The organism is Paucibacter sp. XJ19-41, assembly GCF_028462495.1.
Classification (GTDB): Bacteria; Pseudomonadota; Gammaproteobacteria; order Burkholderiales; family Burkholderiaceae_C; genus Roseateles_E.
Window position 1 is genome coordinate 135,270 of sequence record NZ_JAQOWX010000001.1, and the last position, 11,538, is coordinate 146,807.

Genomic DNA, 11,538 nt, shown 5'->3' on the forward strand with positions numbered 1-11,538 from the left:
TGCAAGAAAAAACCCGCCAGGATCTGCATCCCGGCGGGTTCGGTGGCCTGGCGGCCGATCAGAGCTTTTGCTGCTGCATGAAGTCGTCGAAGCCGGCCTCGGCAAAGCGGAACCACAGGTTCTGCTCGCTGCGGAACTTGGCGTAGTCCTCGTAGACCTTCTTCCAGTTCGGATTCTTGGCCGACAACTCGCTGTAGACCGCCATCGACTCCTTGAACGCTGCGTCCATCACATCCTTGGGGAAGCGCTGCAGCTTGGTGCCTGCGGCCACCAGCTGGCGCAAAGCGGCCGGGTTGCGTGCGTCGTACTTGGCCTGCATCTCGGTGTGGGCGTAGGCGGCCGCGCACTCGACGATGGACTTGTACTCGGCCGACAGACCCTCGTAGGCCTTGGTGTTGACATAGAGGTCCAGCTGCGGGCCGCCCTCCCACCAGCCGGGATAGTAGTAATGCGGCGCCACCTTGTTGAAGCCCAGCTTCTGGTCGTCGTAGGGGCCGACCCATTCGGTCGCATCGATCGTGCCCTTCTCCAGCGCCTGGTAGATTTCTCCGCCGGGGATGTTCTGCGGCACGCCACCCAGACGCTCCAGCACCTTGCCGGCAAAGCCGCCGATGCGCATCTTCAGGCCCTTGATATCGGCCACCGACTTGATCTCCTTGCGATACCAGCCGCCCATCTGCGCGCCGGTATTGCCCATCGGGAAGCTGATGATGTTGTACTTGGCGTAGAACTCGCGCATCAGCTTCAGGCCATTGCCCTCGTACTGCCAGGCCGTCATCTGGCGGCTGTTCAGGCCGAAGGGAATCGCGCAGCCCAGCGCAAAGGTCTCGTCCTTGCCAAAGAAGTAGTAGGGCGCCGTGTGCGCCATCTCCACCGTCGCGTTCTGCACCCCGTCGACCACGCCGAAGGCCGGCATCAGCTCACCGCCGGCATGCACCGAGATCTCGAACTTGCCGCCCGACATTTCCTTGACCTTGCGTGCAAACACCTCGGCCGCGCCGTAGATCGTGTCCAGGGCCTTGGGGAAGCTCGAAGCCAGGCGCCAGCGGATCTGCGCCTGCGCCTGCACCACGGCCGGAGCAGCCCCTGCCGCCAACACCCCAGCCAGACCGGCATGGCCCACGAATGAACGTCTTTTCATCAATAGTCTCCTGTTATTGACTCACACAGCATGTGCCGAATGATTCTATTTGTGCGCCTTGCGCCCCGGCGGCAGGGGGAACCCGAGGCTTGCACAACAGGGACGAAAAAAAGCCCCGCACAAGGCGGGGCCGTGGAGCCATGCGGGGTCAGCGTCAGAACTTCTGTGCCTGCATGAAGTCGTCGAAGCCAGCTTCGGCAAAGCGGAACCACAGGGTCTGCTCGCGGCGGAAGTTGGCGTAGTCGGTGTAGACCTTCTTCCAGTTCGGATTCTTGGCCGACAGATCGCTGTACAGCGCCATCGATTCCTTGAAGGCCAGGTCCAGCACATCCTTGGGGAAGCGTTGCAGCTTGGTGCCTGCGGCCACCAGCTGGCGCAGCGCACCCGGGTTGCGGCCGTCGTACTTGGCCTGCATGTCCACATGGGCGTGCGAGGAAGCCGCCTCGATGATGGCCTTGTACTCGGGCGACAGCGCGTCGTAGGCCTTGTTGTTGATGAAGAAGTCGATCTGCGGACCGCCCTCCCACCAGCCGGGGTAGTAGTAGAACGGCGCTACCTTATGGAAGCCCAGCTTCTGGTCGTCGTAAGGGCCGACCCACTCGGCCGCATCGATCGTGCCCTTCTCCAGCGCCTGGTAGAGCTCGCCGCCGGGGATGTTCTGCGGCACGCCGCCCATGCGCTCGATCACCTTGCCGGCAAAGCCGCCGACGCGGAACTTCAGACCCTTCAGATCGGCGGTCGACTTGATCTCCTTGCGGTACCAGCCGGCCATCTGCGCACCGGTGTTGCCGCCGGGGAAGTTGACGATGTTGTAGTTGCGATAGAACTCGCGCATGAGCTTCAGGCCGTTGCCCTCATACATCCAGGCTGTCATCTGGCGTGAATTGAGGCCGAAGGGGATCGCGCCGCCGATGGCGAAGGTCTCGTCCTTGCCGAAGAAGTAGTAGGGCACGGTGTGCGCCATCTCGACCGTGCCGTTCTGCACGCCGTCGACCACACCGAAGGCCGGCATCAGCTCGCCGCCCGAATGCACCGAGATCTGGAACTTGCCGCCGGTCATGTCGCTGACCTGCTTGGCAAACACCTCGGCACCGCCGTAGATGGTGTCCAGCGACTTCGGGAAGCTGGAAGCCAGGCGCCAGCGGATATTCGCCTGCGCCTGCACGAAAGCGGGCGCGGTGCCCGCCGCCAACACACCGGCCAGACCGGCCTGCTTGACAAAGGAACGTCGTTCCATCTTGAACTCCTCAGTGGTGGGCGCAGCCATTGCGCCGACTGTTTTATAGCGGCAGTCCCGGCCTGCGGCCGGTCTTGTCCCCGATGCCCGGCAGCGCTGCGGGAGCGCTGCAATGCAACGGACCATTGCACCACGACGCGGCTTTCAGAAAGCTGACGCCGTGCGTACCCATGACACCCAATGCGCGCTCAGCGCACAAGCCGTTCAGCTGCCCGCCAGCTTCATCCGGGCAATCAGCACCGAGCCTATGGTCTTGCTGCCGACCGTGTAGGCATCGGTGCCGACACCGACGATCTGCCGGAACATCTCGGGCAGGTGGCCGGCGATCGTCACCTCATGCACCGGGTAGGCGATCTCGCCGTTCTCGACCCAGTAGCCGCTGGCGCCGCGCGAATAGTCGCCGGTCACATAGTTGACGCCCTGCCCCATCAGCTCGGTAACGAAGAGGCCACGGCCCATGCGGCGCAGCATGGTCCGCAGATCGTCACCCGGCGCGGTCCAGCGGCTGGTGAGGCGCAGATTGTGCGAGCCGCCGGCATGGCCGGTGGTGCGCAGGCCCAGCTTGCGCGCCGAATAGGTGGACAGAAAATAGCCCTGCAGCACGCCGGCCTCGACGACCTGGCGCGGCCGCGTGATCACGCCCTCGTCGTCAAACGGCGAGCTGCCCTTGCCCTTCAGCTCATGCGGGTCCTCGCTGACGTCCAGGTGCTCGGCCAGCACCGGCTTGCCCAGGCTGTCGAGCAGAAAGCTGGCCTTGCGGTACAGCGCACCGCCGCTGGTGGCCTGCACCAGCGCGCCCAGCAGACCGGCCGCCACCGTGCTCTCGAACAGCACCGGCACCTCGGCCGTCTTGACCTTGCGCGACTTCAGGCGCGACAGCGCGCGCTCGGCGGCATAGCGGCCGACGGCCTCGGGTGCGGCCAGCTCGGCGGCATCGCGCATCGAGCTGTACCAGGAATCGCGCTGCATGCCGGCGCCGCGACCGGCGATCGGCGCGACCGAGAGCGAGTGCCGCGAGCTGGCATAGCCGCCGCGAAAACCCCGGCTGTTGCCGGAGAAGAAGTGCGACTGCTGGGCCGACACGGCGGCGCCCTCGGAATTGGTGATGCGCTTGTCGGTGCCCAGCGCGGCGGCCTCGCAGCGCATCGCCAGCGCAGCCGCGCCCTCGGCATCGATGGCCCAGGGGTGGAACAGGTCCAGCTCGGGGCGGGCCGTGGCATCCAGGGACAGGTCTTGCTCGTCGGGCAGGCCGGCCACCGGGTCTTCGGCGGTGAAGCGGGCGATGTCGAAGGCCGCGCGCACCGTGTCCTGCAGTGCCTTGGCCGAGAAGTCCGAGGTGCTGGCATTGCCGCGCCGCTGGCCCACATAGACCGAGATGCCCAGTGACTTGTCGCGGTTGCGCTCGACATTCTCCAGCTCGCCCTTGCGCACCGAGACCGACAGGCCGCAGCCCTCGGAGACCTCGGCGCCGGCGTCGCTGGCGCCCAGGCGCTTGGCCTCGGCCAGCACCTCGTCGACCAGCTCGCGGAAACGTTCCTGGCTGTAAGCGAAGCCGGCTTCGGCGGTGGGGACGGGGGCGTGGGTGGGCTTGGGCATGGAGGGGCGGGACGCGGGAGATCGGTTGTGGGCGACAATCATACGGGCGCCGGCGCTGCCCGCCTGATCAGAGAGCCTTATGACCTACCCGCAAGAACAGAACATTCCGGACGACGACGACTTCTACGATCGTCCCAGCAAGACCCAGAAGAAGAAGGACTCCCATGAGCTCCAGTCGCTGGGTGAGGATTTGCTGACCCTGCCGGCCGACCGCGTCGCGCCGCTGGGCCTGCCGGAAATCCTGCTCGACGCCGTCAAGGCCGCCAAGAAGATCACGGCCCATGAAGCCCGGCGCCGCCAGATGCAGTACATCGGCAAGCTGATGCGCAAGGTCGACCCCGAGCCGATCAAGGAGGCCGTGGCAGCCTTCAAGCTGGGCCATGCCAAGGACAGCCTGGCCCTGCACCAGAGCGAGCGCTGGCGCGAGCGCCTGCTGGCCAGCGACGACGAGCTGCAAGCCTTCGTCAGCGCGCATCCCGAGGTCGATGTGCAGCAACTGCGCAGCCTGGTGCGCGCGGCCCGCAAGGATGCCGCTGCGGCGCCAGAACAGCGCAGCGGCCGCGCCTTCCGCGAGCTGTTCCAGCTGATCAAGACGGAGCAGCTGCGCGTGGAGCCGACCGATGAGTGAGCAGACGGTCCGCGTCGGCATCGTCTCGATCAGCGACCGCGCCTCCAGTGGCGTCTACGAAGACAAGGGCCTGCCGGCGCTGCAGGACTGGCTCACGGCCGCACTGCTGAACCCCATCGAGTTCGAACCGCGTCTGATCCCCGACGAGCGGCCGCTGATCGCCGCGACGCTGCGCGAGCTGGTCGACGAAGCGAAGTGCGATCTGGTGCTGACCACCGGCGGCACCGGCCCGGCCCTGCGCGACGTGACCCCGGAGGCCACGCTGGACGTGGCGGACCGCGAGATGCCGGGCTTTGGCGAGCAGATGCGGCAGATCTCGCTGCATTTCGTGCCCACCGCCATCCTGTCGCGCCAGGTCGCGGTGATACGCGGCCAGAGCCTGATCATCAATCTGCCCGGCCAGCCCAAGGCCATCGCCGAGACCCTGGCCGGTCATGCCGGCGCGAGCGGCATCTTTGCCGCCGTGCCCTACTGCATCGACCTGATCGGCGGCCCCTATCTCGAAACCCGTGACGAGGTCTGCAAGGCCTTCCGTCCGAAATCCGCGCTGAAGAAGCCGACAAACTCATGAAGATCCAGAAAGACACCATCGCCACCCTGAAGCTGAAGGTGGCCGATGCCAAGGGCAAGCTGATCGAGGAATCGAAGGAGCCTATGGCCTGCCTGATCGGCGGCTATGGCAACACCTTGCCGGCCGTCGAAGACGCCTTGATGGGCCAGGAAGCCGGCTTCCAGACCACGCTGAACCTGACACCCGAGACCGCCTTCGGCGAGCGCGATGAGAGCCTGCTGCGCAGCATTGCCAAGAAGGACTTCCCGCCGGGCGTCAAGGTCGGCGGTCAGTTGGAGCTGCGCGAGGCCGAGGGTGAGTTTCAACTCTTCAACGTCGTCAAGATCAAGGGCGATACCGTGATCCTGGACGGCAACCACCCGCTGGCCGGCATGAGCCTGAAGGTCACCGTCAAGGTGGTCTCGGTGCGCGCCGCCAGCGCCGAGGAAGTGGCCCATGGTCACGCTCACGGCGACCATGGACACCATCATTGAACGCTACTTGCCGATCAGCTGATTGAGCTTGGCGGCCTCGAAACACTCGGTACGGGCCGCATCCGAGGGCACGCAGTCCTTGTCGGAGCTGCGCGTCGTAGACAGGGTCTCGATGGCCTGCCACAGCAGCGCGATCTGGTGGTCCTGGCCCGAGGCGTTGTCGATCAGGCCGCGCAGGGCCTGGGACAAGGGGTCGTCGCTCTGCGTCACGCCATAGGCCGAGAAACCCATCCTTGCCGCTTGGGCCTCGCGTTCGGCATCCGCCTTGGCCTCAATGATGCGCGCCGGATTGCCCACCGCGGTGGCGCCCGGCGGCACCGGTTTCGTCACCACGGCCAGCGAGCCGATACGCGCACCGGCCCCAACGGTGAAGCCGCCCAGCACACAGGCATTGGCGCCGACGATGACGCCGGCTTCCAGGGTCGGGTGGCGCTTGGCGCCCTTGATCAGGGCCGTGCCGCCCAGGGTCACGCCCTGGTAGATCGTGCAACCCTCGCCGATCTCGGCCATCTCGCCGATCACGACGCCCATGCCATGGTCGATGAAAACCTTGCGGCCTATGGTCGCGCCGGGATGGATCTCGATGCCGGTGAGGAAGCGGCCGCAGTGCGAGATGAAGCGTCCCAGCCATTTCAGGCCATGGGTCCAGCACCAGTGGGCGCGCCGGTGCAGCACCAGCGCATGCAGACCTGGATAACAGGTCAGCGCCTCCCAGGCCGAACGGGCGGCGGGGTCTCGCTCAAGAATGCAGGCGATGTCTTCGCGAAGGCGCTGGAACATGGGAAATCGGGGAGAAGTGGCCGGCCAGTTTAGTTGCGACTGCACATCCCTGCGGGATATGCGTCTTCTCTGAAGCGCAAGTGCTTGAGCGGCCGCGCTCAATCCTCGCTGGCGCGGGGCTTGACCATCTGGCGCGCAATGCCGCGCAGGATATGGACCTCCTCGCGGGTCAGCTGGGCGCGGTTGAAGAGCTGATTGAGCCGGGGCATCAGCTTGCGCGGCGCAGCCGGGTCCAGAAAGCCGATGGCCTCCAGCGAGGCCTGCAGATGGCTCAGCAGGCCCTGCACCGCCTGGGCATCGGCCAGCTCGGGGTCGGGCGTGCGTGCCTGCACCGCGAAGCCGCCCAGCGCCTGGCGCAGGTCGTAGGCCAGCAGCTGCACGGCCTGGGCCAGATTCAGCGAGCCATAGTCGGGATGGGTCGGGATCGACAGCACCGCGTGGCAGCGGTAGACATCCTCGTTGCTCATGCCGTAGCGCTCGGAACCGAACACCAGGCCGATCTTGTGCTGCGCCTGGGCCAGCTCGGCGAACAGGGCTCGCGGCTCACGCGTCGGCGGGCCGAAGTCGCGCGGCGTCATCGCGGTGGCACAGGCGAAGGTGACGCCGTCCAGCGCCTCCTCCAGGCTCGCGACGATGCGGGCCCGGGCCAGGATATCGGCCGCGCCGCTGGCCATCGCCACCGTGTCTTCCTGGCACAAGACATCGGCAAAACGCGGCCGCACCAGCACCAGCTCGGCGAAACCCATCACCTTCATCGCCCGCGCGGCGGCCCCCACATTGCCGGGGTGGCTGGTCTCAATCAGGATGAAGCGTGTGGAATCCACGGTAGCCCTTGCCGGTCTCGGCTAAAATACGTGATTATCTGCGGCCAGGGCCTCGTCCCTTGTTTCGCAACGCTCTTTCCTTTCGCCAGTCCACCCCATTCGTTTGCAGGTTCACCACGCATGACGCAAGTTGCTCTCCATCCCATGCTCAATGTCGCCATCAAGGCGGCCCGCGCAGCAGGTTCCATCATCAACCGCGCGTCCCTGGACCTCGACATCCTGAAGATCAACACCAAGTCGCCCAATGACTTCGTGACCGAGGTGGACCAGGCGGCCGAGAACGCCATCATCGAGATCCTGCTGCAAGCCTACCCCGACCACGGCATCCTGGCCGAGGAGTCGGGCCGCGAGCATGGCGCCAAGCATTCCGAGTTCGTCTGGATCATCGATCCGCTGGACGGCACGACCAATTTCATCCACGGCCTGCCGATGTACTGCGTGTCGATTGCGCTGGCGCATCGCGGCGTGGTGCAGCAGGCCGTCGTCTATGACCCGACCCGCAACGACCTGTTCTACGCGACCAAGGGCCGCGGCGCCTTCCTGAACGACCGCCGCCTGCGCGTTTCCAAGCGCACCCGCATGAGCGACGCGCTGATCGGCACCGGCTTCCCCTTCCGCCGCGGCGACAACTTCAAGCGCTATCTGAAGATGTTCGAGGAGATCATGCCCTTGTGCGCCGGCCTGCGCCGTCCGGGCGCGGCCGCGCTGGACCTCTGCTATGTGGCCGCCGGCTACTACGACGCCTTCTTCGAGACCGGCCTGAACCCCTGGGACGTGGCCGCCGGCTCGCTGATCATCACCGAGGCCGGTGGCCTGATCGGCAACTTCACCGGCGAGTCCGACTTCATGAACCAGCGCGAAGTGCTGGCCGGTAGCCCCAAGATCTACGGCCAGCTGGTGCCCATCCTGGCGCCTTACAGCCGCGTGATCAAGGCCGAGGAGGAAGCGGTAGCGGCGGAAGCCAAGCCCAGCGCTGCCGATGTCGTGGCCGCCGAGGTGCTTGCCGAGCCGAAGAAGCGCGCCTCGGTGCGCATCAAGAAGAGCAGCGACGCCGCCTGAGCGGGCGACGCCCTGCCCCGACAGACAGAGCCCTCGCAAGAGGGCTCTGTCTTTTCAGGCCTCCGTCTGGAAGCCGAAGGCCCGCTCGTGCACATAGACCAGCTTGCAGTCCTGCAGATACTGGGCATCGTGGATGCGTCCGGCCGCCACATAGCCGGTCTCGCCGGCATTCAGCAGCAGCGGCGCGCCATCGGGCAGCAGCGCCCCGCCCTCGCGCCTGAAGAACTGGATGCGCATCCGCCCCTCCACCCCCACGGTCATGTCGTTACCGGGATGGCTGTGCGGCGGCTCGCTGCTGCCGGCCTCCCAGCGCTCCAGCATCACCTCGACCCCGTCGGGGTTGGCCGGCACGCAGGTCCGCACGGTGAAGCCCGGCGGCGCATCGGGCACCGCCACATGATGGTCCCAGATCGTGTTTGTCATGGGCTTGCTCGCTTGTGACTGCATGAAATGTCTCCTCAGAAGCTCATGGTCGCCGACAGCTGGGCGTTGCGGCCCAGGATCGGACGAGCATAGTAGTAGTCGCTGCCGGCCGGCGCCTGCACAAAGCCCGAGCGCGGATTGCCCTCGGTCAGGCCGACGGTATTGGTCAGATTGCGCACCGCCGCGTTCAAGGTGATGCGGGGCGTCAGCTCATAGCGCAGGCTCAGATTGATGGTCTTGTAGGCCGGCAGGCGCACCGAGTTGGAGACATCGGCGAAACGGTCACCGACGTAGTGCCAGGCCACGGTAAATTCGCCCTTGCCATCGTTGAAGAACAGGGTCGGCGCGAGCGTGAAGTTGCGGTCGGGCGTGCGCTCCGGGCGATTGCCCGACCAGCTGGTGGCTTCCTTCAGCAAGGCCTCCAGATCGGTGCCGCTGCCGCGCAGCACCCGCAGGTTGTTGACACTGAAGCGCGAGCGCTGCAGCACGCCGGTGGCCGCGAACTCGAACCAGCGCAGCGGCCGCCAGCTCACTTCGAATTCCAGGCCTTGCGACTTCACGCCCTGCAGCATCTCGACCTGGGCGTTGTCCACCTCGGCGCTGTTCGGGTCGCCCTTGAAGTTGGCCTTGTAGAAGGTCAGCGTGGCGGCGACGTTCCTGGCCTGCATGCGTGCCCCCAGCTCGCCGAACTCGATCTTGGTCACCGGCAGATCGCCGGTGCTCTGGTAGCTCTTGGCGAATCGTCCGTAGAGGGCGATATTGTTGTTCAGCAGGTAGTTGCCGCCAACAGTCCAGGAGGGTTCGGTCCAGCGGTTGCGCACCGTCTCGTACTGGCCGTTGTTCGGATAGGCCCAGTAGTTGTTGGCGATGATGTTGTCCACATCGCAGGCCGCATCGCCCAGCGCGTCGCGATCACAGCCCGGCTTGAAGGCGCCGGGGATGGGTTCGTACTCGCCATAGCCGCCGCGCTCCTGCCGATAGCGGAATCGCTCGATGCGCAGGCCGGCGTCCAGGCGCAGGGTGTCGCTGAGCTTGTACTCGTCGTTCAGGTAGACGGACATCGATCTGTTGCGGTTGCGGTCATTGCTGTCGCCCCAGGTGGAGTGCTCGCGCACACCGTTCTCGGTGTAGGAACCCACCACCTTGCCGGCCGGGTCTAGCGCCACCAGATCGACCCGCCTGGCGTGGTTGCGCACATCGCTGACAAAGCGCGCCGACACCGGGCTGCCGCCCTCGCTGCGCGTGTTGAAGGTCAAGAGGCCGAGACCGAGGCTGTTGCGCTCGGTGTTCCAGCTCAGGCGCATATCGTTGACGAACTCCCGGATGATCTGCTTGTCGGCCTGCAGCACGTTGTCGGACAGCAGGCCGTTGCCGTTCAGCGCATTGAGCTGCTCGGGGGTGGACAGCACCTCCCCGGTCGAGACGATGCGCACCGCCGGCTTGCAAGCACCGCCGCAGGCCGGCCCGAAACGGTCCAGCATCTCCTTGATGTAGCCGAACTTGGCCGGGTCCAGCCGGTCGACGGCCGGGCGCAAGCTGCTATTGCTGGACGAGAACACCACGCTGGCGGTCACGTCGGAATCGGTGTAGCGGCCCTTGGACGAGAACTTCCAGGCCGGGGCCAGGGCCTTCTCGAAGTGGTAGCCCAGCGCCAAGGCCTTGTGGTCATAGCCATCGCGCGAGTCCACGGTCTGCGTAAAGGTGCCGGGCACCAGCGATGTGCGCACCGTCTGCACGCCCGAGTCGAGGCCTATCATGGTGCCGTAGTTGGCGTTCATGCCGGGCAGGCTGCGTGGTTTGTCCTTGCCGATCACGGGAATGGGCAGATAGAACATGGTGTGGTCACGCATGACTTTGAGGTTCACGCTCCACTCGCCGTCAGTGATCTTGCGGCCGAGATGCGCACGCAGCGTGCCACCCTTGTTGCCGGTGAACTCGGGGTGGCGCACGCCGTCGTCGACGCGGTAGTAGCCCGACACGCCGCCGAACCAGCCCTCACCCAGGCCACCGGCATAGCGCAGGTCCACCCGGCGCTGCTGGTAGTCGGAGGTGGTCAGGCGCAGCGCGCCCTCGGGTTTGCCTTTGTTGCGGAAGGTCAGGAAGTTGATCGTGGCGCCGGCGCCGTTGGCGGTCAGGATGGCCGAGGTGCCACCGCGCACCGCCTCCATGCGGTCGATACCGAGTTCCGACTTGACCAGGCCATCGGCCGACCAGCTCGGGTAGTAGAAGATCGGCAGGCCATCCTCCTGCACCTGCACCCAGCGCTGGTTGCCGCCGGACATGCCGCGCACCGAGTAGTTGTTGGACATCTCGCCGGCCGAGGCCTCGATATACATGCCCGGCACCAGCTCCATGGCCTCGGCCGCCGAGTACGGCGCCTTGCGGTCCAAGGCCTCGCGGTCGGCCACCGTCACCGCCACCGAGCTCTCGCGCACCGTGCGGTTCAGCCCGGTGCTGCCGGTCACGACGACGCGGTCCAGCTGATTGGTCGACTCGTCCTTGGCCTTCTCATCCGGCTTGGCCTCGACCTGCTGGGCCAGCGCCGGCAGGGCCGCCAGTTGCAGCACGGCGGCGGCCAGCCAGCTCGCGCGCAGCTTGAAACGATTCGATTCCTGGCCGCAAAGCGGGGGCTGCGGCTGATGTCCAACTCTCTTCTTCATGCTTTGTCTCCGTGGGTCGGTTGTTGCTTGAATGAACTGCATCGATGAAAAACAACGGGCAAAGAAACATCCCTGCAGGGCCGCGGACGGCCTCGCATCGGTACTTCGGGAAGTAACACGGTCGCGCCCAGCCCCGGGCGCACCGC

The 11,538-nt window shown here is 66.0% G+C and carries 11 protein-coding genes; 4 read left to right on the forward strand and 7 right to left on the reverse strand.

Going from position 1 to position 11,538, the window contains the following annotated elements; genetic code table 11:
* Positions 1–58: 58 nt before the first annotated feature.
* The 3 genes from PO768_RS00700 to pmbA form a co-directional block, all read right to left on the reverse strand.
* The gene (locus PO768_RS00700; RefSeq protein ID WP_272644463.1) at positions 59–1,141 is read right to left on the reverse strand and encodes a TRAP transporter substrate-binding protein; all 1,083 of its coding nucleotides are present in this window, start codon (positions 1,139–1,141) and stop codon (positions 59–61) included.
* 154 nt (positions 1,142–1,295) lie between these two features.
* Positions 1,296–2,378: a TRAP transporter substrate-binding protein gene (locus PO768_RS00705; RefSeq protein ID WP_137943563.1), complete on the reverse strand. Its 1,083-nt coding sequence runs from the start codon at positions 2,376–2,378 to the stop codon at positions 1,296–1,298.
* 204 nt (positions 2,379–2,582) lie between these two features.
* Positions 2,583–3,974 carry a metalloprotease PmbA gene (pmbA, locus tag PO768_RS00710; protein WP_272644464.1) on the reverse strand — a complete coding sequence of 464 codons (1,392 nt, stop codon included), beginning with the start codon at positions 3,972–3,974 and terminating at the stop codon, positions 2,583–2,585.
* A 79-nt stretch (positions 3,975–4,053) separates the two neighbouring features.
* Here pmbA and yjgA point away from each other — a divergent pair, with 79 nt between their 5' ends.
* From yjgA to PO768_RS00725, 3 genes are read left to right on the forward strand one after another with little or no spacing between them, the layout of a single operon-like run.
* Positions 4,054–4,602, forward strand: coding sequence for a ribosome biogenesis factor YjgA (yjgA, locus tag PO768_RS00715; RefSeq protein ID WP_137945045.1), 549 nt, complete (start codon positions 4,054–4,056; stop codon positions 4,600–4,602).
* Entirely contained in the window at positions 4,595–5,173 is a 579-nt protein-coding gene (mog, locus tag PO768_RS00720; RefSeq protein ID WP_137945044.1) for a molybdopterin adenylyltransferase, read from the forward strand. The genes yjgA and mog overlap by 8 nt, the downstream gene beginning before the upstream one ends.
* Complete coding sequence (locus PO768_RS00725; RefSeq protein WP_137945043.1) at positions 5,170–5,646, forward strand: FKBP-type peptidyl-prolyl cis-trans isomerase; 477 nt, start codon at positions 5,170–5,172, stop codon at positions 5,644–5,646. Before mog ends, PO768_RS00725 begins: the two co-directional genes overlap by 4 nt.
* Positions 5,647–5,649: 3 nt before the next feature.
* Here the strand turns inward: PO768_RS00725 and cysE are convergent, their stop codons facing one another.
* Together cysE and PO768_RS00735 are read right to left on the reverse strand one after the other, a co-directional pair.
* Positions 5,650–6,426 (reverse strand): serine O-acetyltransferase, encoded by a 777-nt coding sequence (cysE, locus tag PO768_RS00730; protein ID WP_272644465.1) that lies wholly within the window; start codon positions 6,424–6,426, stop codon positions 5,650–5,652.
* A gap of 98 nt (positions 6,427–6,524) precedes the next feature.
* Complete coding sequence (locus tag PO768_RS00735) at positions 6,525–7,250, reverse strand: RNA methyltransferase (RefSeq protein ID WP_269841399.1); 726 nt, start codon at positions 7,248–7,250, stop codon at positions 6,525–6,527.
* Between the two features lie 120 nt (positions 7,251–7,370).
* On the opposite strand from PO768_RS00735, the gene PO768_RS00740 reads away from it, so the two are divergent.
* Entirely contained in the window at positions 7,371–8,309 is a 939-nt protein-coding gene (locus PO768_RS00740) for an inositol monophosphatase family protein (protein ID WP_272644466.1), read from the forward strand.
* A gap of 54 nt (positions 8,310–8,363) precedes the next feature.
* Here the strand turns inward: PO768_RS00740 and PO768_RS00745 are convergent, their stop codons facing one another.
* Positions 8,364–8,732: a cupin domain-containing protein gene (locus PO768_RS00745; protein ID WP_272644467.1), complete on the reverse strand. Its 369-nt coding sequence runs from the start codon at positions 8,730–8,732 to the stop codon at positions 8,364–8,366.
* A 35-nt stretch (positions 8,733–8,767) separates the two neighbouring features.
* A complete protein-coding gene (locus PO768_RS00750) occupies positions 8,768–11,392 on the reverse strand; it encodes a TonB-dependent siderophore receptor (RefSeq protein ID WP_272644468.1) in 2,625 nt (874 codons plus the stop codon).
* Positions 11,393–11,538: the final 146 nt, after the last annotated feature.

Coding starts and splice junctions, on each gene's coding strand:
- PO768_RS00745 (WP_272644467.1), bottom strand. CDS start 8,732: ATGACAAACACGATCTGGGACCATCATGTGGCGGTGCCCGATGCGCCG.
- pmbA (WP_272644464.1), bottom strand. CDS start 3,974: ATGCCCAAGCCCACCCACGCCCCCGTCCCCACCGCCGAAGCCGGCTTC.
- PO768_RS00700 (WP_272644463.1), bottom strand. CDS start 1,141: ATGAAAAGACGTTCATTCGTGGGCCATGCCGGTCTGGCTGGGGTGTTG.
- PO768_RS00750 (WP_272644468.1), bottom strand. CDS start 11,392: ATGAAGAAGAGAGTTGGACATCAGCCGCAGCCCCCGCTTTGCGGCCAG.
- cysE (WP_272644465.1), bottom strand. CDS start 6,426: ATGTTCCAGCGCCTTCGCGAAGACATCGCCTGCATTCTTGAGCGAGAC.
- mog (WP_137945044.1), top strand. CDS start 4,595: ATGAGTGAGCAGACGGTCCGCGTCGGCATCGTCTCGATCAGCGACCGC.
- PO768_RS00725 (WP_137945043.1), top strand. CDS start 5,170: ATGAAGATCCAGAAAGACACCATCGCCACCCTGAAGCTGAAGGTGGCC.
- PO768_RS00705 (WP_137943563.1), bottom strand. CDS start 2,378: ATGGAACGACGTTCCTTTGTCAAGCAGGCCGGTCTGGCCGGTGTGTTG.
- PO768_RS00740 (WP_272644466.1), top strand. CDS start 7,371: ATGACGCAAGTTGCTCTCCATCCCATGCTCAATGTCGCCATCAAGGCG.
- yjgA (WP_137945045.1), top strand. CDS start 4,054: ATGACCTACCCGCAAGAACAGAACATTCCGGACGACGACGACTTCTAC.